This is a genomic window from Pseudomonas sp. 3JA (genome assembly GCF_036961705.1).
Lineage (GTDB): Bacteria > Pseudomonadota > Gammaproteobacteria > Pseudomonadales > Pseudomonadaceae > Aquipseudomonas > Aquipseudomonas fluorescens_Q.
Genome location: NZ_JBAMDJ010000004.1, coordinates 117892 through 138662, shown reverse-complemented (window position 1 = coordinate 138662; position 20771 = coordinate 117892). Strand labels below are relative to the sequence as shown.

19 protein-coding genes are annotated in these 20771 nt (G+C 63.6%); 8 read left to right on the top strand and 11 right to left on the bottom strand.

Translation table 11 applies throughout. The features are described from left to right. Nucleotides 1–65 precede the first annotated feature (65 nt). The 3 genes from V7773_RS04735 to V7773_RS04725 all read right to left on the bottom strand — a co-directional run bounded on the left by V7773_RS04735 (nt 66) and on the right by V7773_RS04725 (nt 5116). Nucleotides 66–2639, bottom strand: coding sequence for a bifunctional diguanylate cyclase/phosphodiesterase (locus tag V7773_RS04735; RefSeq protein ID WP_336072482.1), 2574 nt, complete (start codon nt 2637–2639; stop codon nt 66–68). Between the two features lie 429 nt (nt 2640–3068). After that, complete coding sequence (locus V7773_RS04730; protein ID WP_336072481.1) at nt 3069–4379, bottom strand: ATP-binding protein; 1311 nt, start codon at nt 4377–4379, stop codon at nt 3069–3071. Beyond that, on the bottom strand, nt 4376–5116 hold the full coding sequence (locus V7773_RS04725) for a response regulator (RefSeq protein ID WP_336072480.1): 741 nt from the start codon (nt 5114–5116) through the stop codon (nt 4376–4378). The genes V7773_RS04730 and V7773_RS04725 overlap by 4 nt, the downstream gene beginning before the upstream one ends. 223 nt (nt 5117–5339) lie before the next feature. Here V7773_RS04725 and V7773_RS04720 point away from each other — a divergent pair, with 223 nt between their 5' ends. The 3 genes from V7773_RS04720 to V7773_RS04710 all read left to right on the top strand — a co-directional run bounded on the left by V7773_RS04720 (nt 5340) and on the right by V7773_RS04710 (nt 7928). Further along, on the top strand, nt 5340–5603 hold the full coding sequence (locus tag V7773_RS04720) for a DUF2790 domain-containing protein (RefSeq protein WP_336072479.1): 264 nt from the start codon (nt 5340–5342) through the stop codon (nt 5601–5603). 167 nt (nt 5604–5770) lie between these two features. Beyond that, entirely contained in the window at nt 5771–6982 is a 1212-nt protein-coding gene (locus tag V7773_RS04715) for a cytochrome c biogenesis protein DipZ (RefSeq protein WP_336072478.1), read from the top strand. Between the two features lie 616 nt (nt 6983–7598). Then, nucleotides 7599–7928 carry a hypothetical protein gene (locus V7773_RS04710; RefSeq protein WP_063320798.1) on the top strand — a complete coding sequence of 110 codons (330 nt, stop codon included), beginning with the start codon at nt 7599–7601 and terminating at the stop codon, nt 7926–7928. 4 nt (nt 7929–7932) lie between these two features. Here V7773_RS04710 and V7773_RS04705 read toward each other — a convergent pair whose 3' ends face one another. Continuing rightward, nucleotides 7933–9798 carry a sigma-54-dependent Fis family transcriptional regulator gene (locus V7773_RS04705; RefSeq protein WP_336072477.1) on the bottom strand — a complete coding sequence of 622 codons (1866 nt, stop codon included), beginning with the start codon at nt 9796–9798 and terminating at the stop codon, nt 7933–7935. Nucleotides 9799–10141: 343 nt separating this feature from the next. Between V7773_RS04705 and V7773_RS04700 the strand changes: the two genes are divergently transcribed. From V7773_RS04700 to V7773_RS04680, 5 genes are all read left to right on the top strand, one after another. Further along, on the top strand, nt 10142–11215 hold the full coding sequence (locus tag V7773_RS04700) for an ATP-NAD kinase family protein (RefSeq protein ID WP_047737867.1): 1074 nt from the start codon (nt 10142–10144) through the stop codon (nt 11213–11215). A 2-nt stretch (nt 11216–11217) separates the two neighbouring features. Then, a complete protein-coding gene (locus tag V7773_RS04695) occupies nt 11218–12195 on the top strand; it encodes a thiamine pyrophosphate-dependent dehydrogenase E1 component subunit alpha (protein ID WP_063320801.1) in 978 nt (325 codons plus the stop codon). A 36-nt stretch (nt 12196–12231) separates the two neighbouring features. Further along, nucleotides 12232–13248 carry an alpha-ketoacid dehydrogenase subunit beta gene (locus tag V7773_RS04690; protein ID WP_014339122.1) on the top strand — a complete coding sequence of 339 codons (1017 nt, stop codon included), beginning with the start codon at nt 12232–12234 and terminating at the stop codon, nt 13246–13248. After that, on the top strand, nt 13248–14360 hold the full coding sequence (locus tag V7773_RS04685) for an acetoin dehydrogenase dihydrolipoyllysine-residue acetyltransferase subunit (protein WP_336072476.1): 1113 nt from the start codon (nt 13248–13250) through the stop codon (nt 14358–14360). The genes V7773_RS04690 and V7773_RS04685 overlap by 1 nt, the downstream gene beginning before the upstream one ends. An 85-nt stretch (nt 14361–14445) precedes the next feature. Continuing rightward, nucleotides 14446–15510 (top strand): 2,3-butanediol dehydrogenase, encoded by a 1065-nt coding sequence (locus tag V7773_RS04680; RefSeq protein WP_336072533.1) that lies wholly within the window; start codon nt 14446–14448, stop codon nt 15508–15510. 52 nt (nt 15511–15562) lie between these two features. Here the strand turns inward: V7773_RS04680 and V7773_RS04675 are convergent, their stop codons facing one another. The 7 genes from V7773_RS04675 to V7773_RS04645 form a co-directional block, all read right to left on the bottom strand. Then, nucleotides 15563–16066, bottom strand: a complete 504-nt coding sequence (locus V7773_RS04675; protein ID WP_336072475.1) for a DUF6644 family protein — start codon at nt 16064–16066, stop codon at nt 15563–15565. Next, nucleotides 16066–16416, bottom strand: coding sequence for a DUF6152 family protein (locus tag V7773_RS04670; RefSeq protein WP_092327853.1), 351 nt, complete (start codon nt 16414–16416; stop codon nt 16066–16068). The genes V7773_RS04675 and V7773_RS04670 overlap by 1 nt, the downstream gene beginning before the upstream one ends. Nucleotides 16417–16442: 26 nt before the next feature. Next, a complete protein-coding gene (locus V7773_RS04665) occupies nt 16443–16997 on the bottom strand; it encodes a DinB family protein (RefSeq protein ID WP_336072474.1) in 555 nt (184 codons plus the stop codon). A gap of 137 nt (nt 16998–17134) precedes the next feature. Continuing rightward, nucleotides 17135–18052: a dihydrodipicolinate synthase family protein gene (locus tag V7773_RS04660; RefSeq protein ID WP_003202565.1), complete on the bottom strand. Its 918-nt coding sequence runs from the start codon at nt 18050–18052 to the stop codon at nt 17135–17137. A 214-nt stretch (nt 18053–18266) separates the two neighbouring features. Then, complete coding sequence (locus V7773_RS04655) at nt 18267–19295, bottom strand: trans-3-hydroxy-L-proline dehydratase (RefSeq protein ID WP_092145828.1); 1029 nt, start codon at nt 19293–19295, stop codon at nt 18267–18269. A 108-nt stretch (nt 19296–19403) separates the two neighbouring features. After that, on the bottom strand, nt 19404–20126 hold the full coding sequence (locus tag V7773_RS04650) for an amino acid ABC transporter ATP-binding protein (RefSeq protein WP_063320807.1): 723 nt from the start codon (nt 20124–20126) through the stop codon (nt 19404–19406). Then, a complete protein-coding gene (locus V7773_RS04645) occupies nt 20119–20769 on the bottom strand; it encodes an amino acid ABC transporter permease (RefSeq protein WP_336072473.1) in 651 nt (216 codons plus the stop codon). Before V7773_RS04645 ends, V7773_RS04650 begins: the two co-directional genes overlap by 8 nt. Nucleotides 20770–20771 lie beyond the last annotated feature (2 nt).

The window sequence follows — 20771 nt, the reverse complement described above, 5'->3', positions numbered from 1 at the left end:
CTTGTGTTCACCACGGGCCCACTATTGTGGGAGTGGGCTTGCTCGCGATAGCGGTAGGAAGTGGGTTACAGCCACCGCGGGGTGGTGAAGAACGAGGCCATTTCCGAGCGGGCCAGGGCGGCGCCGAAGTAGGGGCCTTGGACATGGTCGCAGGCCACGTTGCGCAGTTGGCTGAATTGCCGGGCGTTTTCGATGCCTTCGGCGGTGACCATGAGCCCTACGCTGCGGCTCAATCGGATCATCGCCAGGACGCCCTCCTTGTCATCCTCCAGGCCCAGCTGCGTCAGGATGTTGCGATCGAAGCGGATGCCATCGAACGGCTGGTCCAGTACCTCGCGCAGGGAGGCGATGCTGGTGCCGAATTTGTCGATGTTGATCCGCACGCCGAGGTCCTTGAGCGCATGGAGGGTGCTGGCGACGGTCTTGTGGTCGGCCAGCAGAACCCCTTCGGCCACTTCCAGGGTCAGCCGGTGAGGCGCCAGGCCGCTTGCTTGGAGGGCCTCTTGTACCTGGTCGAGCAGGAAGCTGCTGTTGAACCACCGGGGTGAAACCGCGATGGAGACATTGACGGCGCTCGGCCAGGTGGCGGCCTCTTCACAGACGTTGATCAGCATCCAGGTACCCAGCTCTTCCAGTTGGCCCGAGGTTTCGGCCACCGGTATGAAGTCGGCCCCACCCAGTTCACCTTTCTCGGGGTGGTGCCAGAAGGTCTGGGCTTCGAAACCGTGCAATTGCTCGGCGCTCACGTCGAAGCGAGGTAAGTAGCGCAGTTCCAGTTGATCCCGTTGCATGGCGTCGCGCAGTTGCTGTTCGTATTGCCGCCGGTCGCGGGCCAGGTTGCCCATGGCTTCCACATACACGCGCCAGGTGTTGCGGCCGGCTGCCTTGGCCGCATACAAGGCGATGTCGGCGCGGCGCAACAGTTCATCGGCACGTTCGTCTCCGGGTTGCGACCAGGCAACACCGATGCTGACCCCCAGGTACAGGGTATTGCCGTCCAGGTGCATGGGCCGTTGCATGCAATCGATCAGCCGTTCACAGAGTTGATCGAGATCGTCGGCATCGCCCGGGTCGGGCATGACAATGACAAACTCGTCACCGCCCAGACGTGCCACCAGATCAGTACCGCGCACGTTTTGCTGGAGGATATGCGCCACCTCCTTGAGCACTTTATCGCCCACGGCATGCCCCAGGGAGTCGTTGACCGGCTTGAACCGGTCCATGTCCAGGTTCAGCAGCACCAGGGGCGGACGATCGGTTCGGTCCAGGTGCTCGCGCAGGCAATCGAACAAGCGGTTGCGGTTGGCCAGCCCGGTCAGTGGATCATGCAGGGACAGGTGCTTGATCTGGGCCAGAGCCCGCAATTCGTCGGTGATATCGGTGGCGGTGCCGCGAAAACCCAGGGTGCCAGCTTCGATGGCCCGCACCGAGAGTTTGCAGGTACGGATGCGCTGGTTGCGCGCGGTGTACTCGCACAGCAGCGGCGCCGAGGAGTCGCTGTTGGCACCGCCGAGCAGCCATTGGGCAATCGAGATCGAGCCGCCATGGGGGTGAAGCAGACGGTGCAGGGGTTTGCCCAGCCACTGCGTGGGACTGAAGCCGGTCACTTGTTCGAAGCGTTCCGACAGATAGGTCAGGGTCCCGGTCGAATCGACCTCCCACAACCAATCGGATGAAACTTCGGCAATGTCGCGGAAACGTTCTTCACTGCGTTCCAGCGCCTTGCGATGGGCCAGCAGGCTGGCGTACTGGCGTTCCTGGGCGCGGAGCATGGCCAAGGCATGGCGCAGAACGGCCAGGGCCAGAATCCCCAGCACGAATAACGCCACGGCCAGCAACGGCAGGAGGATTTTGCGCAGATCCTGGCCCGGGGTCTGCGGCCGCCAGGCCAAGGCTTCCAGGGTCAGGTTGTCGAGCAGCAGCTGGGCGGTATCGGCGGGGCCCGGTGTCCTGGCGATATGGGCATCGGGCAGGGCGAAGTCCCGCGCCAGGTTTTCCAGGGCGCCGGGATCAAGGACCTTGACGAAAAGCATCAGGCTGGGCGGGCCGGGGATTTCGGGCACGCTGCTGTCCGTGCCGATGGTGATGGCGGACGCGGCGACAAACGCAGGGGCGTCCTCGTGATGGAGCATCTCGACGACCACTTCGTCGTGATTTTGCGCAGCGGCGGCTTTTTTCAACAGCGCTCGCAAGTCGCCGGTCAGCCAGGTGTCGGCATCGACCTCACTCATCTGGCCGTCGATCACCGAATAGACGGTCTGGCCGCTCGGCGAAATGACAAACACGGCCTGGTAGCCATAGAGCGAATACACGCTGCTGCCGACGTTTTCCTGGTCGTAGGCCCATTCCTTGTCGACGCTGACATGCAGGTGCCGGTAGGCATCGCTCCACTTGGAATAATCGCTCAGGTCCCGTCCGATACCTTTGCGGATCCCCTCGACGGCCTGCTGGGCGAAAAACAGGCTCTGTTCACGGGCGCGGCGGTCCTGGACGCCGGTGATGTTGAGCAGCACGGCGATCGCCAGTGCGGACATGACAAACAGCAGGAGCATGATGGCCGGAAAAGTGCGACGGGTGAAACTTCGGGTTGGCGAACCCGGGGAAAGGACAGTTGAGTCATTGCCAGCAATTTCAATCATAAAAATAAGTCATCAGCCAAAAAGCGATTTCACCCGCACCTGTCTTATATCGGCTGGTGAGCTGATTTACTTAGTCGTGATCACACAGGAACCGGCGGATATGGGGGCTTGCGTCAGGTGCGGGCCTTGAAGCGCAACGTCCATTCGAGGGCGAAGTCCCGCTGGCGCAGGTAACTGACCCCGGCGGCGGCCAGCAGGGTCATGAATGCGGCCAGCGCCGCCAGGGCCATGTCTTTTTGTGAGTCCCATGGGTCCTGTTGGGCGCCCCCCCCACACCACGCAGAAAGCCAGGAGCAGGGACTAATGCCAGTCAGTTAAGCCTCAAACTCGTGGGAGCAAAGCTTGCTCGCGATTGGGGTGAGCCAGTCGACAACGCCATTGACGGGGCTGCCGCCATCGCGAGCAAGCTTTGCTCCCACAGGGGCTGTGTCAGCTTGCAAATGCCAGGTGCAACTCGGCGCACAGGCCGCCGCCGTCGCGGTTGCTCAGGGTCAGTGAGCCGCCCATGGCGATCGCCAATTGCTGGGCGATGGCCAAGCCCAGGCCGGTGCCGCCGGTTTCCCGGTTGCGCGAGCTTTCCACCCGGTAGAACGGCTTGAGCACCTCGGCCAGTTCCTGCTCGCTGATCCCGGGGCCACGGTCCAGCACCTGGATCGCCAGTTGCCCGTTGTCGGCCGGTTGCACCTGGATCTGCGCCGCGCCGCCGAATTTCAAGGCGTTGTCCACCAGGTTGACCAGTACCCGCCGCAGAGCATGGGGGCGGGTGTCGATGACGGCGGCGGTTTTCCCGGTCAATTGCACGTCCTTGCCGGTGTCCTGGTAGTCGAACGCCAGGCTGTCGAGGAATGCATCCAGGCTGATCCGGCAACTGGCCTCGGTGGCGCCATGGATGCTGCGGGCATAGGCCACGCCTTCACGCACCAAATGTTCCATTTCGCTCAAGTCGCTCCACAGTTTGTCCCTTTCGATCCCTTCGTCCATGAACTCGGCGCGCAGCTTCATGCGCGTGATGGGGGTCTGCAAGTCATGGGAAATCGCCGCCAGCAACTGCATGCGCTCCTTGAGGTAGGCAGCGATGCGGTCCTGCATGGCGTTGAACGCTTTGGCGGCATGTACCACTTCGGTCGGGCCTTTCTCGTCCAGGCGCACGCTGTGGGCGTTAGGATCGAGGGTTTCCACCGCCTCGGCCAGTCGGGTCAATGGGCCGACGGCGAGGCGCACGGCCAGCCAGGTGCAGCCGATCAAAAGCGCCAACTGCCCCAGCAACACCATCGGCAGCCAGGGGGAGAGGGGCGTCATTGCCGGGCGTACGTCGATGGTCAGCGGGTTGCCGTCCCCCAGGCGCAGGTGCGCCTGATAGTGCATTTTCGGTCCGGGAATCTGTTTGAAGGTCAGGCCGTAGGCCTGGCCGATGGCTTCCTGGATCGAACTGACCGAGATCGGCGCGTCGGCAAGATCCATCGGTTGCCCGGGCTGGCCTTCGTCGAGCAGGTAGCCATAGTTGCGCCGGGCGAGTTTCGGCAGCCAGGCCTGGCGTTCGGCGGCAGGCAGACGGTCAAGAATGGCGACGGAGGTCGAGACGTCGGTTTCCAGGTTGCCGAGCATGGTCGACTTGGCGCTCTGGTAGCGCTCGTAGTACTGGACGCCGAAGGACAACCCCTGGGCCAGGATCAGGCCAACCAGGAAGATCAGCGACAGCCTCGAGGCCAGCGTACGCGGCCAGCGCAACGATAGGTTCATAACGAGGCCTCGAGGATCTCCACCGGCAGCGAGAACACGTAGCCTTCGCTGCGCACGGTCTTGATGTAGGCCGGCTCCCGGGCATCGTCCAGCAGGCGCTGGCGCAGGCGGCTGACGAGCAAATCGATGGAGCGATCGAACAAGTCGGCGTCCCGGCCCTGGGTCAGGTTAAGCAACTGGTCGCGGTTGAGCACCCGTTGCGGATGATCGAGGAAGACCCGCAACAAACGATATTCGGCGCCGCTCAAGGCAACCATGGTGCCGTCGGTGTCCAGCAGGTGGCGAGCGGTGGTGTCCAGGCGCCAGCGCCCGAACGCCAGCAGGCGACCGCTTTCAGTGACCACCAGGTTGGGCGGCAGCATGCGGGTGCGGCGCAGCACGGCATTGATGCGGGCCAGCAGCTCACGGGCGGCGAAGGGCTTGACCAGGTAATCGTCGGCGCCCATTTCCAGGCCGATGATGCGGTCGGTTTCGTCGTTGCGCGCGGTGAGCATCAGTACCGGCGTGGCCTTGTGCTTGCCGGCACGCAGTTCCCGGCACAACACCAGGCCGTCGTCACCAGGCATCATGATGTCCAGCACGATCAGGTCCACCGGGGTCGTTTCCAGGAAGGCGCGCATTTGCCGGCCATCGGCAACGACCGTGGTGCGCAGACCGTTCTTTTTCAGGTAGTTGCCAACCAGCTCTCTGATTTCGCGATCGTCATCCACTATCAACACGTGATCGACATGATCCATGGTGTCCAGCTCCTCGGCGTTTCGTTGTGAGCAGTCTACAGGCGCCGGCCGGCCTGGCTCGCGGCGGTTTGTATTGCAGTGTATCTGGCGCGCGACGGATACACAGCGATGCAAAAAGCCACCTGGCTCGATACAGGCGCGATACCTGCGCGGCATTCAATGGCGTCCATCGAGGCAACACAACAGGCCTCGGCAGGTAAACCCATTGAATCGAGGAATCGCCATGAACAGCAAAGCCATCTACGCCGCCTGCCTATTCGCTGCACTGAACATTTGCACACTGTCGGCCCGGGCCGAAAGCAACGTGCAGGCGCAAACCTACGCCTACGGCACCCACCTGGACATCCAGAAAGTGCTGTCCCTCAGCGAAGACAGCGAGCCGACCTGCGGCGTGGTCAACGCCCACATGACCTACCTGGATTCGGCAGGCCACAAGCAGGCGTTGGACTACCGCAAGTTTTCCGACAACTGCAGCAACCAGAACTGACCTGCTTTGTGGCGAGGGAGCTTGCTCCCGCTGGGGCGCGAAGCGGCCCCTTTATTTTCCTGACGTACCCAGTTGTCAGGTCGATTTCGGGGGCTGCTGCGCAGCCCAGCGGGAGCAAGCTCCCTCGCCACAGGGTCTATGTCAGCTTATTATTTTGAGGTGTTGCCATGCTTCTGATCGCTTTTCTCGGCGGGATCCTGACGATCCTCAGCCCCTGCATTCTTCCGGTGGTGCCGTTTCTGTTTGCCCGGGCCGATCGCTCCCGTGGCTCGGTGCTGCTGACCCTTGGCGGCATGGTGCTGACGTTTGCCCTGGTCTCCAGCCTGGCGGTGGTCAGCAGCGAGTGGGTGCTGCGTGCCAGCAGCGTTGGCCGGCAAGTCGCCTTGGTGGTGATGGTGGTGTTTGCCTTGTCGCTGATCTTCAGTCGGGTCGGCACCTGGCTGGCGCGACCGCTGGTCAGCCTGGGCAATCGCCTGGACGCCGGCGCCGGGCGGATGGCCGGGCCTGTGGCTTCAGTGCTGATCGGGGTCGCCACCGGGTTGCTCTGGGCACCGTGCGCCGGACCGATCCTCGGGGTGATCCTGACCGGGGCCATGCTGCAAGGCGCCAGCGCACAAACCAGTCTGCTGCTGCTCGCCTACGGCCTGGGCAGTGCCTTGTCCCTGGGGACGCTGATCCTGGCCGGGCGCGGGCTGGTCGGACGCCTGAAACTCTCGCTGCCGATCACCACCTGGCTGCGCCGGGGAACGGGAGCGGTGGTGTTGCTGGCGGCCGTGGCGATTGGCACCGGGGCGGATGACCGATTGTTGGCGGCGACTTCCTCCCAACAATCGGTCACCTTGGAAAAAAGCCTGCTGGAAAACGTGCCCAAGGTCATCGACTATGTGGTGAGCAAGGCTGGCGCAAGTTCCATGCCGGCCCTCGAATCCCAGGGCACCATGCCTGCGCTGGACGGCGCGGTGCAATGGCTGAACTCACCCCCGCTGAGCAGCGAATCACTCAAGGGCAAGGTGGTGCTGGTGGACTTCTGGACCTACGACTGCATCAACTGCCAGCACACCTTGCCCTATGTGAACGGTTGGGCGAAGAAGTATGAAAAGGACGGGCTGGTGGTGATCGGTGTCCACACCCCGGAATACGGCTACGAGAAGATCATCGACAACGTCCGTGAGCAGGTACGCAAACTGGACATCCACTACCCGGTGGCGATCGACAACCAGTATGCGATCTGGCGCGCCTTCAACAATCAGTACTGGCCGGCCCATTACTTCATCGATGCCAAGGGGCAGGTGCGCTACAGCCACTTTGGCGAAGGGCGCTACGGCGAGCAGGAGCAGGTGATCCAGCAGTTGTTGCAGGAGGCGAAGGCAGGCCAGTGACTTGTGGTGAGGGAGCAAGCTCCCATGAAACAAGCGGGGCGCGGATTGATCGTTCCCACGCTCTGCGTGGTAATGCATCCCGTGACGCTCTGCGTCACCTTGCAGAAGCGGAACGCGGAGCGTCCCTGGCGGCATTCCCACGCGGAGCGTGAGGAACGATCTTCCACCGCCGCCGCGACCTGATCGTTCCCACGCTCTGCGTGGTAATGCATCCCGTGACGCTCTGCGTCACATTCCAGAAGCGGAACGCGGAGCGTCCCTGGCGGCATTCCCACGCGGAGCGTGAGGAACGATCTGCCACCGCCGCCGCGACCCGATCGTTCCCACGCTCTGCGTGGTAATGCATCCCGTGACGCTCTGCGTCACCTTACAGAAGCGGAACGCGGAGCGTCCCTGGCGGCGTTCCCACGCGGAGCGTGAGGAACGATCTTCCACCGCCGCCGCGATCAAACGCGGTGCCTCAGGGAACGGTAGAGGGCCGCTTCGCAGCCCAGCGGGAGCAAGCTCCCTCGCCACAAAAGCTCACATAGCCACATGTCGGTGCAGCGGTGCTGGCCCCTTGCTCATTTGCATAGGATCAAACTTCTTTTCTTTCAGAAAGTTGGGCGACAAACCTATGCGTATTTCTATGTGGGTCGTGGCGACGTTTCTCTTGGCCGCCGTTTCGCTTGAGGTCCAGGCCAGGGCGCTGACGCAAAACCAGCAGTCGGTGTGCCGCTGGGGTTCGGACATCGCGGCAGGGGCGCAGGCGTCGAAGCTTTCCGGCGTCAGCCTGTACGGCGCGCGCAAGAAGCTGCAAGTGCGCAAGTTTCCCCGGCCCTGGATGCGCATGACCGCCCTGGGCATTACCGAGCAGACCTACAACAGCGCCTCGCGCCTCAAGCCGGCCGCGGTCAAGCAGACCTACTACGAACAATGTGTCCGTCATGAACTGGCGCGACGATAGGCCCTCAGGCCGGGCTGCGGCCCGGCATTTCGATGCCATGCAGGTTTACCCGTCGATACAGGGTCGCCCGGGAAATGCCCAGGGCCCGGGCAGCAGCGGTGGGTTTCCAGCGGTGGCGCACCAAGGCATCGAGCAGTGCCTGGCGTTCCGGGCTGGCGCTCGGCTCCGGCCCGTGATCGGCGGCGTCCGTGTGGTGCATTGACTCGGGCAGGTGGCTGAGTTGGACCACGCTGGCTTCGCACACCGCGCACGCATAGCGCAGCACATGGCGCAACTGGCGCACATTGCCCGGCCAGTGATAACCGAGCAAGCATTCCAGCGCCGCACCGCTCAATTGCACCGTCCCCCCGCAGAGCGCCGACTCCTCGGCAAGAATTCGATTGATCAGCGCCAGCCGGTCGCTGCGCTCGCGCAACGGTGGCAGTTGGAAACGCGCACCACCGAGGCGGAAATACAAATCCTCGCGAAATTCGCCAGCGGCCACCAGGGTCTCCAGGTCGCGGTGGGTGGCGCAGATCACCTGGATGTCCACGGCTTTGCGGCGGGATGCGCCCAGTGGCGCCACTTCACCCTCGGCCAATACGCGTAGCAGGCGGGTCTGCAAGGCCAGCGGCATGTCGCCGATTTCATCGAGGAACAAGGTGCCGCCATCGGCCTGTTGCAACAGGCCCTGCATGCCTTTGGCCGAGGCGCCGGTGAAGGCGCCGGCGACGTAGCCGAACAATTCGCTTTCGATCAGGCTTTCGGGAATAGCGGCGCAGTTCAACGCCACGAAAGGGCGATCACGGCGCTGGCTGGCCTGGTGCAACTGGCGGGCGAACACTTCCTTGCCGGAACCGGTTTCGCCCTGGATCAGCACCGGCAGGTTGCGATCCTTGACCCGCACCGCCAGGCGCAGGCTGTCGGCCAGGCGTGGATCGATTTCCAGCGGGGTCATCGCCACCCGCGAACGTGAACTGGCCCGCTGGCGTGGCGCGCTCAAGCGCCCGTGCATGGCGTGATCGAGCGAGCAGAGGCTTTCGTCCTGGGCACGGTGCAGCAACTGCTGGTCGAACACCTGGCCGATGTGTTGCGGCAACTGCCCGTAATGCTGCAGCAGGTATTGGCGGGCGGCCGGGTTCAGGGCTTGCAGGCAACCGTCGTCGTCCCAGGCGAACAGGAAGTCCGGCTGGCTGTCGACGTAGCCGGCGTTGCGATGGGCCCGCAGCACCCAGTAACCCTGGGCGCTGCTCATGAAAAACGCCTGTTCGATCTCCCGGGCGCTCTGCACCACCATTTGCCGGATCAGGTGCTGCGAGCGCCGATCATCCGGCGAGCGCACTGCCGAGACGTCCAGCACTCCGAGCAATTCTCCCTGGGGGTCGAAGACCGGTGCGGCGGAGCAGGTCAGGCCAATGAACGCCGCCCGGAAATGGTCGCGCTTGTGCACCGTCACCGGGGCCTTGGCCGTGAGCACTGCCGCCACGCCGCAGGTGCCTTCCTCGCCCTCCGACCAACAGGTGCCCAGGTACAGCCCGGCCTTGCGGCAGTCATTGCGAATCGTGGTTTCCACCCGATAGTCGATGGTCTGGCCCTGGGCGTCGGTCAACAGCACGCAGTAGTCGGCATCGCGGACCCGGCCATGGAGGCGGGCCACTTCTTCGCTGGCGATATTGAGGAACAGCTCGGAGCGTTCACGGCATTGCTTGAGCACGTCCTGGGAGAGGATGCGCGGGCCCTGCAGTGAACCGGGGTCCAGGTGATGTTGCTCCAGGGAGCGACGCCAGGAGTCGAGGATCAGGTCCGGGACGGGCAGTTGTGGCAATTGGTTCGCGTTTTTCACCACGCGGCTGACGCAATCCACGTGCGCCCGGGAGTGAGCGGAAAGCATAGGGGCCTCCGATTCAGCTTCTTATCGTTGTGCGCACATTAAGCGCCGTTCGCCGGGTCCAGACAAGCTCGACGGGTTCTTCGGGTGGTGTGAGACGCCGCGTCTCAGGGTCTCGCCGCAACCTCGTGCAGCCTGACATGGAGCGTCTCACCGGGGCTCGGTTCGCGTCATCGAAAATCCCATGAAGGGCCGCTCTGGCCCGGGCTTTGAGCAGGTTTTTTTCACAACTGGCACCACCCTTGCTCTACCTCTGGAGCCCGCTCGACGGGTCATCCAATAATAACAACGAGGTGTCTATGGTTTCCTGCCCAGGCCGTGTACCTGCTCTCTCCACGGTGGCGTCATGAGTCGCCGGCCATTGACCGTGGGCATCATCGCCAACCCCGCATCGGGCCGTGACGTGCGGCGCCTGACCGCCAATGCCGGGCTGTTTTCCAGCACTGACAAGGTCTCGGTGATCCAGCGCTTGCTGGCCGCTTTCGGCGCCACTGGCGTCGAACAGGTGTTGATGCCCACCGACATGATTGGCATGGCCGCCGCCGTGCTGAAGAACAGCCACAGCCGCCAGGCCCGCAGCAGCCACTGGCCGGCCCTGGAGTTCCTCGACCTGACCCTGCGCCAGACCGTCGAAGACACCCGTCGGGCCGCACGCCTGATGGCCGAGCGCGAGGTGGCGTTGATCGCCGTACTTGGCGGCGACGGCACCCACAAGGCGGTGGCCGCCGAAGTGGGGGACATCCCATTGCTGACCCTGTCCACCGGCACCAACAACGCCTTTCCCGAGCTGCGCGAGGCCACCAGTGCCGGCCTGGCTGGAGGGTTGTACGCCAGTGGTCGAATCCCGGACTCGATCGGCTTGCGCCGCAACAAGCGCTTGTTGGTCTGTGATGCCGGACGTGGCCTGCGCGAAGTCGCCCTGGTGGACGTCGCCGTGTCGCCCCTGCGGTTTGTCGGCGCCCGGGCCATCAGTCGGGCACAGGACCTGGCCGAAGTCTTCGTGACCTTCGCCGAACCGCAATCCATTGGCCTGTCGGCGCTGTGCGGCTTGTGGTTTCCGGTTTCACGCCAGGCCCCGGGTGGCGCCTGGATGCGCCTGGACCCGCAATCCCCCGAAGCGCTGCTGGTGCCGCTCGCGCCAGGGCTGCTGCAAGGCTGTGGCGTGCTCGCTGCCGGCCCCCTGGAACCTGGCATCGCCCACGGCCTGTCGCTCTCCAGCGGCACCCTGGCCCTGGATGGCGAACGGGAAATCGAATTCAACGCGCAGGACCGGCCCACGGTCACCCTCGATGCCGGCGGCCCGCTGAGCATCGACGTCAATGCGGTGCTGGCCTACGCCGCGCAACACCGTTTGCTGGCCATCGGCCGCGAACACCCGCAACACCCTCTGAATCTTCAAGAAGACACCCCAGGAGAATAAAAATGTCGACACCGCTCACCCACGATCAACTGCTGCACGCCTACCAGGTGATGCGCACCATCCGCGCCTTCGAAGAGCGCCTGCACGTGGAGTTCGCTACCGGCGAAATTCCCGGTTTCGTCCACCTCTATGCCGGCGAAGAAGCCTCGGCCGCCGGCGTCATGGCCCACCTGGGCGATGACGATTGCATCGCGTCCAACCACCGTGGCCATGGCCATTGCATCGCCAAGGGCGTGGACGTCTACGGGATGATGGCCGAGATCTACGGCAAGAAAACCGGCGTCTGCCAAGGCAAGGGCGGTTCGATGCACATCGCCGACTTCGAGAAGGGCATGCTCGGCGCCAATGGCATCGTCGGTGCCGGCGCGCCGCTGGTGGTCGGCGCCGCGCTGGCGGCCCGGCTCAAGGGCACCGACAGCGTCGCCGTGGTGTTTTTCGGCGACGGCGGCTCCAACGAGGGCGCGGTGTTCGAAGCCATGAACATGGCCTCGGTGTGGAACCTGCCGTGCCTGTTCATCGCCGAAAACAATGGCTACGCCGAAGCCACCGCGTCCAATTGGTCGGTGGCCTGCGATCACATCGCCGACCGTGCGGCCGGGTTCGGCATGCCCGGAGTGACGGTGGATGGCTTTGACTTCTTTGCCGTGCACGAGGCCGCCGGAGCCGCCGTCGAACGCGCCCGTGCTGGGGAAGGGCCGTCGCTGATCGAGGTCAAGCTGACCCGCTACTACGGCCACTTCGAGGGCGACGCTCAAACCTATCGGGCGCCCGACGAGGTCAAGCATTTTCGCGAGAACCAGGACTGCCTGATGCAGTTCCGCGAGCGCACCACTCGGGCCGGCTTGCTCACCGTCGAGCAGTTGGACCAGATCGACAAGGAGGTGGACATGCTGATTGAAAACGCCGTGTACAAGGCCAAGTCCGATCCCAAGCCCTCCGCGGCGGACCTGCTGACCGACGTCTACGTCAGCTATCCCTGAACGCCCCCCTGAATAACAACAATAGAGAATCCCATCATGGCGAGAAAAATCAGCTATCAGCAGGCAATCAACGAGGCCCTGGCCCAGGAAATGCGCCGCGACTCCAGCGTCTTCATCATGGGTGAGGACGTGGCCGGTGGCGCCGGCGCACCCGGTGAAAACGACGCCTGGGGCGGCGTGCTCGGCGTTACCAAGGGGCTTTACGACCAGTTCCCCGGACGCGTGCTGGACACGCCGCTGTCGGAAATCGGTTACGTCGGGGCGGCGGTCGGGGCCGCCACCTGCGGCGTGCGCCCGGTGTGCGAACTGATGTTCGTCGACTTTGCCGGGTGCTGCCTGGACCAGATCCTCAACCAGGCGGCGAAGTTTCGCTACATGTTCGGCGGCAAGGCCTCCACGCCCCTGGTGATCCGCACCATGGTTGGCGCCGGCCTGCGCGCCGCCGCCCAGCATTCGCAGATGCTCACGTCCTTGTGGACGCACATTCCAGGACTGAAAGTAGTGTGCCCATCGTCGCCTTACGACGCCAAGGGCCTGCTGATCCAGGCGATCCGCGACAACGACCCGGTGATCTTCTGCGAGCACAAATTGCTCTACAGCATGCAGGGCGAGGTGCCGGAAGAGCTCTACACCATCCCCTTTGGCGAGGCCAATTTCCTGCGCGACGGCAAGGACGTGACCCTCGTGTCCTACGGGCGCACCGTCAACACCGCCATGGACGCGGCGCGGAGCCTGGCCGGGCGTGGCATCGACTGCGAAGTCATCGATCTACGCACCACCAGCCCGCTGGACGAGGACAGCATCCTCGAAAGTGTCGAGAAGACCGGGCGCCTGGTGGTGATCGATGAGGCCAACCCACGCTGTTCCATGGCCACCGATATTTCGGCGCTGGTGGCGCAGAAAGCCTTTGGCGCGCTCAAGGCGCCGATTGAAATGGTCACCGCGCCCCACACCCCGGTGCCGTTCTCCGATTCGCTGGAAGACCTGTACATCCCTGACGCGGCGAAGATCGAACAAGCCGTGCTCAACGTGATCGAGTGGAGCAAGCGCTGATGAGCCAGATTCATACCTTGACCATGCCCAAGTGGGGCCTGTCGATGACCGAGGGCCGGGTCGATGCCTGGCTCAAGGAGGAGGGCCAGGTCATCACCAAGGGCGATGAAGTGATGGACGTCGAGACCGACAAGATCTCCAGCAGCGTCGAAGCGCCGTTTTCCGGAGTCCTGCGCCGCCAGATCGCCCGGCAGGACGAAACCCTGGCGGTCGGCGCCTTGCTCGGTATCGTGGTCGACGGCGAAGCCAGCGATGCCGAGATCGACGCGGTCATCGAACAGTTCCAATCGACCTTTGTGCCTGGCGACACGGCCGACGAAGACAGTGGGCCGAAACCGCAGAAAGTCGAATTGGATGGCCGCTTGATCCGCTATTTCGAGCGCGGCGAGGGCGGTACGCCGTTGTTGCTGGTGCATGGTTTCGGCGGCGACTTGAACAACTGGTTGTTCAACCATGAGGCGTTGGCGGCCGCGCGCCGGGTCATTGCCCTGGACCTGCCGGGCCATGGTGAGTCCGGCAAGGTCTTGCAACGGGGCGATCTGGATGAGTTGAGCGGCGTGGTGCTGGCCTTGCTCGATCACCTGGACATCAACGCTGTGCACCTCGTCGGGCATTCCATGGGCGGCGCCGTGTCGCTGAACACGGCACGGCTGGCGCCCCGGCGGGTGCGTTCCCTGACCTTGATCGGCAGCGCCGGGCTGGGTTCGGAGATCAACGGCAGCTACCTGCAAGGTTTTGTCGAAGCGGCCAACCGCAACGCCCTCAAGCCGCAACTGGTGCAACTGTTTTCCAATGCCGAACTGGTCAACCGGCAAATGCTTGACGACATGCTCAAGTACAAGCGCCTGGAGGGTGTGGACGCCGCGTTGCAACAGCTGTCCTCGAGGTTATTCGCCGATGGCCGCCAGCAAACCGACCTGCGCGAAGTGGTACAGGCCGGCCAGGTGCCGACCCTGGTGGTCTGGGGCAGCGACGACGCGATCATTCCAGTGACCCACAGCGAAGGATTGAGCGCACAGGTCGAGGTGCTGCCCGGTCAGGGTCACATGGTGCAGATGGAAGCGGCCGAACAGGTCAACTCGTTGATCCTGGCATTCATTCAGCAGCACTGATCAAGCGGGCGGCGAGGTGATTCGTCGCCCCAACAAAACTTCTGGAGGCAACGTCATGAACGTTTCAATCAAGCCGACCCGCAGCATGCGCGCCGCTGTCTGGCATGGCCGCAACGACATCCGCGTCGAAGATGTGCCACTGCCGGTTTCGCCGCCGGCCGGTTGGGTGCAGATCCGCGTGCAATGGTGCGGCATCTGCGGTTCCGACCTGCATGAATACGTGGCCGGGCCGGTGTTCATCCCGGTGGACGCGCCACACCCGCTGACCGGGATCAAGGGCCAGTGCATCCTTGGCCATGAGTTCTGCGGCGAGATCGTCGAACTGGGCGCCGGTGTCGAAGGCTTCAGTGTCGGTGAACCGGTGGCGGCGGACGCCTGCCAGCACTGCGGCACCTGCTATTACTGCACCCACGGGCTCTACAACATTTGCGAGAACCTGGCCTTCACCGGGCTGATGAACAACGGTGCGTTCGCGGAACTGGTCAACGTGCCAGCCAACCTGCTTTACAAACTGCCCGCCGATTTCCCGGCCGAGGCCGGCGCGCTGATCGAGCCGTTGGCGGTGGGCATGCATGCGGTGAAAAAAGCCGGGAGCCTGCTGGGCCAGAACGTGGTGGTGGTTGGCGCCGGGACCATCGGCCTGTGCACCATCATGTGTGCCAAGGCCGCCGGGGCGGCCCAGGTGATCGCCCTGGAAATGTCCGGTGCCCGCAAGGCCAAGGCCCTGGAAGTCGGGGCCAGTCATGTGATCGATCCGAACGAATGCGACGCCCTGGCCGAAGTCCGCCGCCTGACCGGTGGCCTGGGGGCCGATGTCAGTTTCGAGTGCATCGGCAACAAGCACACCGCCAAGCTGGCCATCGACCTGATCCGCAAGGCCGGCAAATGCGTGTTGGTGGGGATCTTCGAGGAGCCGAGTTCATTCAACTTCTTCGAACTGGTCTCCACCGAGAAGCAAGTGCTTGGCGCGCTGGCTTACAACGGTGAGTTCGCCGATGTGATTGCCTTCATCGCCGACGGACGCCTGGACATCTCGCCGCTGGTGACCGGGCGCATCCAGTTGGAGGAGATCGTCGGGCAGGGCTTCGAGGAACTGGTGAACAACAAGGAACACAACGTGAAGATCATCGTGTCTCCTGCACGGATCTGAGAGCGCCCGGGTGGGCGATTTGGCGATGGCCGGCAGCGGCCATCGCATTTTTTCAGGTATAAGCCAGCAGGCGGCCGCAGCAGATCACCGCGATCCATAGCGCCATGGACACCAGCGCCTGGATTCTGGCCAGGCCGGGTGCCTTGTGGCCGATATTCCATTGCTGGACGCCGCGGTAGGTTCCAACGTGGAACACCAGGGCGTTGAGGCCCGCCGTCGCGATCAGGCAGAGCTTGAGGACGAAGACGTCGTTGCCGGCAAAATCATGGGGGTGCGCGCTGAACATCATCAGTCCGGCAGGCACGATCAGCAGCAGGGCCGCAATGGCCCAGGTCAGCAGATGACGGGCCAGGGCAGTCACGGCGATGCCCTTGGACAGCCCCAGGATACGCAGGTCGAACATCACCACCGCGCCCACCAGCACCGAAAAGCCGATGATGTGCACGACTTCCACCAGCGGGTAGAGCCACAGCTCGCCGCGCATGGCCAGCGCCAGGGATGAATCCCCCAGTTGGTCCATCCAGCCTTGGGTCGCGCCAGCCTGGGAGGCCTGCATCAGCGCAACTCGGTGGTCTTGTCGTCGATGGTGATGCGTTCGGCGCGCAATTCGTCGGGTTTGTTGCGGTTTGCATAGCCGACCACGGTGGCCCGGTTACCCGCTTTGAGCATGTCTTTGGTCAGGCCCCGATTCTCCATGCGTGAAGGCGGGGCCAGCACGACGGTCCAGGTTTTGTCGGTGGTCTGCAGGCGCACGTAGCCATGGGGATGGGAGTAACCGGCTTCCTTGATGGTGCCGTCGAGTTCCAAGGGGGTGCTGGCGTCGTATTCGCTCCAGCCGTGATGAGCGAGTGCTGCCGTGGCCATCAGCATCGACGCCAAACCGATGCAACGAAGGATAACGTTCATGGCAAGGTCTCCTTTTGGGGGGCGGTTCAACCAGGCACGTAATCGCGCCAGACCCGCCGTTCATCGAGTTGAAGTCGCTGTTCCTCGTTCTTGCGCAACGGTCGGTCGCAGTCGAGAAAGAACTCATCGAGTTGTGGCGGCTCGACGTGGGTGGCGCTGAGCATGGTGTGGACCTGCCCACGATGATGGATCTGATGTTCGAACAGGTGCAACAGCAGCCGGTCGATTCGTTCACGCACGACACCGTCGGCCCGCACCAGGTCGACGCAGCGGGCGAGGTCTGTTTCCCGCAGGGCTTCGCAGAACGCCACCAGCCGCTGGTCGGTTTGGGTTTGGCTTTGCTTCAGTTGGGCAAAGGCCAGGGTTTCAGAAAAGTCCTTTATCTGGCCGTCCCGGTCGCCTTCCAGAGCGGTGAGGTAATAACGGTCCACTTCCAGGATGTGGCACAGCGTGGCTTGGATGGACGGGAAGAACCCCGTGCGCGGCGCCGTGTAGTCTGCCTCGCTCAGCTGCGTGCAGGCGCCGAGCAGTCTGTGGTTGGCCCATCGGTTGTTCAGGGCCTGGGCCAGGAAGTAATTCATGGAAAGCCTCATCGAAACGTTGTGGGAATGAGCTTGCTCGCGAAGAGGAACGGCACATCTAGCATAGCCGGCTCTGGCAGACCGCTAACGCGAGCAAGCCCTCTCCCACAGGGTGGGCTTGCGGGTTAGGCCGGACCTTAAAGCCCCACATCCGGCAACACCGGCCGATTGGCCAGGGCCTTGGCCATGATCTGCTCCACATACACCCGGTCCGCTTCCGGCAAGGCCAGGCGCGGTGGGCGGGTGAGGGCGCTGCCGCGACCGGCGATGGCTTCGCACAGCTTGATGCATTGCACCAGATCGGCGCGGGCGTCCAGGTGCAGGATCGGCATCAGCCATTCGTAGATCGGCATCGCCTCGGCGAAGCGTCCGGCGCGGGCCAGGCGGAAAATGGTCTCGCCTTCCTGCGGGAACACGTTAGACATGCCCGAGACCCAACCTTCGGCTCCCACGGCGAGGCTTTCCAGCACTACGTCATCGAGGCCGGCGAACAGCACGAAGCGGTCGCCGACTTCATTGCGCACGTCGATGAAGCGCCGGGTGTCGCCGGAGGAATCCTTGAAACACACCACGTTGTCGCAATCGGCCAGGGAAATCAGGATGTCCGGCGTCACGTCATTCTTGTAGATCGGCGGGTTGTTGTAGACCATCAGCGGCACATCGGCGTGGCGGGCCACGTAGCGGAAATGCTCGGCGGTTTCGAAGGGCTTGGAGCCGTAGACCAGCGCCGGCATCAGCATCACCCCGTCGACGCCGACCTTGCGCACCGCGTTGGCGACCTTGGCGGCCTGCACGCTGGTGAACTCGGCCACGCCGCAGATCACCGGCACGCGGCCGCGAGAGGCGTCTACCGCGACTTCGGTCACGGCGATTTTTTCTTCGGCGCTCAAGGAGGTGTTTTCCCCCACCGATCCGCAGACCACCAGGCCGGAAACGCCATCACGGATGACGTTGGAAATCACCTGGTGGGTTTTTTCCAGATTGATGGAAAAGTCATCGTTGAATTGGGTGGTGACGGCAGGGAAGACGCCGCTCCAGTTGATGCGTTTGCTCATGGTTGTCTCCGGTGGTTAAGGGGATTTCTCATATACGCAGGTAAAGTTGAGTCGAGTACATAGCTTTTGTGGCGAGGGAGCTTGCTCCCGCTGGGCTGCGAAGCGGCCCCAATCACTACCTGGCGACTCGGTGTGTCAGGTAGATCCAGAGGGCCGCTGCGCGACCCAGCGGGAGCAAGCTCCCTCGCCACAGGGGATGTGCAAGATTCGAAATTCATGCGCCAGGCCAGGTGTCCGAAAGCCGATAGCCCTGGGGCCACGGATCGGCCGGGTCGAGCAACAGCTGATGGGTCCCGGTGATCCACGCCCGTCCGGCGATGCACGGGTAGATCGCCGGGCGTCCGGCCACGTCGGTCAAAGAGTCGATGCGGCAGTGGAATTCGGAGCCGATGATCGAGCGGCCGATAAAACGCTCGCCGACCTGCATCAAGCCCTTGGCGTGCAGCACCGCCATACGTGCCGAGCAACCGGTGCCGGTGGGAGAACGGTCGATCTTGCCGGGCTGGATCACCACGGCATTGGCGCCGGTGGCGATGCCGTTTTCCTGGACGATGGGCGCGGCGATCTGGCAGAACGAGATGTGCGACCAGTCGGGGTTCAGCGGATGCACGAAGCCCAATTGTTCGTTGGCGGCGCGGGTGATCTTCAAGCCCACGGCCACCAGCTCGGCGGCCTCAAAGGGGCGAATGGCAAAGCCCAGGCGCTGGGCGTCGACGATGACGAAGCTGTCGCCGCCGTAGGCGGTGTCCACCTGCAACGAGCCCAACCCCTCGACTTCGATCCAGGCATCGAGGCGGTCGGCGAAGGAGGGCACGTTCTTGATCTCGACCCGTTGCACCTTGCCGTCGCGGCAGTCGGCCACCGCTTCGATCAGGCCGCCCGGCGCTTCGAGCACCAGGCGGGTCTGGGGTTCGGTCATCGGCAGGATGCCGCTGTCCAGCAGCACGGTGGCGACGCACAGCGAGTTGGAGCCGGACATCGGCGGCGTGTCGGCCGGTTCCATGATGATCCAGGCCATTTGCGCCCGCGGGTCCTTGGCTGGCACCAGCAGGTTGACGTGGCGGAACACGCCGCCACGGGGTTCGTTGAGGACAAAGTTGCGCAGGGTCTGGTCCTGGGCGATCCAGCGTGACTGTTCCCACACGGTGGCGCCGGGTGGTGGGGCGACGCCGCCGACGATCACATCGCCGACTTCGCCTTCGGCGTGGCAACTGACGACGTGGATGATTTTTGATGAGCGCATGGATCAAATCCTTGTGTTGTCTGGCGGGGCCTCATCGCGGGCAAGCTCGCTCCCCCATTGAAATGCGTTCCCCTGTGGGAGCGAGCTTGCTCGCGATAGGGCCATCCGCTATTTCACCGACTTGAGAAACGCCGCCGTCTCCGGCTGCATCGGGTTGCCAATCACCTGGTCCGGCGGCCCGATCTCATGGACCCGGCCATTGCAAAAGAACGCCACGCGGTCGGACACGTCCCGGGCAAAGCGGATCTCGTGGGTCACCAGCACCATGGTCATGCCGTCTTCGGCGAGCATGCGCATGGTGTCCAGCACTTCACCCACCAGTTGCGGGTCCAGGGCCGAGGTGGCTTCGTCGAAGAGCATGTAGTCCGGCGACATCGCCAGCGCTCGGGCGATGGCCATGCGTTGCTGCTGGCCGCCGGAAAGCTTGCCTGGGAAGGCCTTGAGCTTGTCCCCCAGGCCCACATGCTCAAGCTGTTGCACCGCCAGTGCTTCGGCGTCCTGCTTGCTTTTGCCCAACACCTTGCGCGGCGCCAGCATCACGTTTTCCAGCACGGTCAAGTGAGGGAAGGCGTTCCATTGCTGGAACACGATGCCGATCTTCTGCCGCAGGCGATTGAGGTCGGTGGCGCGGTCATGGACCTCGATGCCGTCCACGCGAATGTTGCCTTTCTGGATCGGTTCCAGGCCGTTGATACACATCAGCAGGGTCGACTTACCGGAGCCGGAACCGCCGATGATCGACACCACTTCGCCCTTGTCCACCGTCAGGCTCACACCCTTGACCACTTCCAGGTCACCGAAGGATTTGTGCACGTTTTCGATCTCAATCATTTTCCTGCCACCTTCTTTCCAGGCGTGCGCCAAGGCGGGCGACCACCAGGCTCATGACGTAGTAAATGAGGCCCGCGATGCACAGCACCAGCAGGGGTTCCTGAATGCGCGTGACGATGGTTTGCGATGCCCGCAGCAATTCAACGATGCCGATCCACATCACCAGCGCGGTGTCTTTCATCACGCCCAGCACCAGGTTCAGCCAGCCGGGAAACGCCACCCGCGTGGCAATCGGCAGGACGATGAAGCGCAGGTCCTGCACATAGCTCAGGCCCAGTGACCGACTGGCCCGGCGGGTGCTCAACGGCACCGCCAGCACGCCACCGCGGACGATCTCGGTGAAGTAAGCCGCGGCATAGACGCCGAGGACGATGCAACCGACGGCGAAGGCGCTGAGGTTCAGGCCGGCGATGCTCTTGAGCGAGTTGAACAGCACGAACTGGATCAGCAGCGGCACGCTGCGGAACACGTCCAGCAACCAGGCCAACGGCAGGCTGGCCCGTGGCAACAACGCCCGCAACAGACCGAACAGCAACCCGGCCAGGGTGCCCAAAAGGATCGACCAGACGGTCAGTTGCAGCGTGACCCAGGCCCCTTCGAGCAAATACAGCAGGTCGCTAACGCTGAGGCTTGTAGAAAACATGA

Excerpts from the sequence above, each read along its gene's own strand:
- V7773_RS04735 (WP_336072482.1), bottom strand. The coding sequence starts at position 2,639 with ATGATTGAAATTGCTGGCAATGACTCAACTGTCCTTTCCCCGGGTTCG.
- V7773_RS04730 (WP_336072481.1), bottom strand. The coding sequence starts at position 4,379 with ATGAACCTATCGTTGCGCTGGCCGCGTACGCTGGCCTCGAGGCTGTCG.
- V7773_RS04725 (WP_336072480.1), bottom strand. The coding sequence starts at position 5,116 with ATGGATCATGTCGATCACGTGTTGATAGTGGATGACGATCGCGAAATC.
- V7773_RS04720 (WP_336072479.1), top strand. The coding sequence starts at position 5,340 with ATGAACAGCAAAGCCATCTACGCCGCCTGCCTATTCGCTGCACTGAAC.
- V7773_RS04715 (WP_336072478.1), top strand. The coding sequence starts at position 5,771 with ATGCTTCTGATCGCTTTTCTCGGCGGGATCCTGACGATCCTCAGCCCC.
- V7773_RS04710 (WP_063320798.1), top strand. The coding sequence starts at position 7,599 with ATGCGTATTTCTATGTGGGTCGTGGCGACGTTTCTCTTGGCCGCCGTT.
- V7773_RS04705 (WP_336072477.1), bottom strand. The coding sequence starts at position 9,798 with ATGCTTTCCGCTCACTCCCGGGCGCACGTGGATTGCGTCAGCCGCGTG.
- V7773_RS04700 (WP_047737867.1), top strand. The coding sequence starts at position 10,142 with ATGAGTCGCCGGCCATTGACCGTGGGCATCATCGCCAACCCCGCATCG.
- V7773_RS04695 (WP_063320801.1), top strand. The coding sequence starts at position 11,218 with ATGTCGACACCGCTCACCCACGATCAACTGCTGCACGCCTACCAGGTG.
- V7773_RS04690 (WP_014339122.1), top strand. The coding sequence starts at position 12,232 with ATGGCGAGAAAAATCAGCTATCAGCAGGCAATCAACGAGGCCCTGGCC.
- V7773_RS04685 (WP_336072476.1), top strand. The coding sequence starts at position 13,248 with ATGAGCCAGATTCATACCTTGACCATGCCCAAGTGGGGCCTGTCGATG.
- V7773_RS04680 (WP_336072533.1), top strand. The coding sequence starts at position 14,446 with ATGCGCGCCGCTGTCTGGCATGGCCGCAACGACATCCGCGTCGAAGAT.
- V7773_RS04675 (WP_336072475.1), bottom strand. The coding sequence starts at position 16,066 with ATGCAGGCCTCCCAGGCTGGCGCGACCCAAGGCTGGATGGACCAACTG.
- V7773_RS04670 (WP_092327853.1), bottom strand. The coding sequence starts at position 16,416 with ATGAACGTTATCCTTCGTTGCATCGGTTTGGCGTCGATGCTGATGGCC.
- V7773_RS04665 (WP_336072474.1), bottom strand. The coding sequence starts at position 16,997 with ATGAATTACTTCCTGGCCCAGGCCCTGAACAACCGATGGGCCAACCAC.
- V7773_RS04660 (WP_003202565.1), bottom strand. The coding sequence starts at position 18,052 with ATGAGCAAACGCATCAACTGGAGCGGCGTCTTCCCTGCCGTCACCACC.
- V7773_RS04655 (WP_092145828.1), bottom strand. The coding sequence starts at position 19,295 with ATGCGCTCATCAAAAATCATCCACGTCGTCAGTTGCCACGCCGAAGGC.
- V7773_RS04650 (WP_063320807.1), bottom strand. The coding sequence starts at position 20,126 with ATGATTGAGATCGAAAACGTGCACAAATCCTTCGGTGACCTGGAAGTG.
- V7773_RS04645 (WP_336072473.1), bottom strand. The coding sequence starts at position 20,769 with ATGTTTTCTACAAGCCTCAGCGTTAGCGACCTGCTGTATTTGCTCGAA.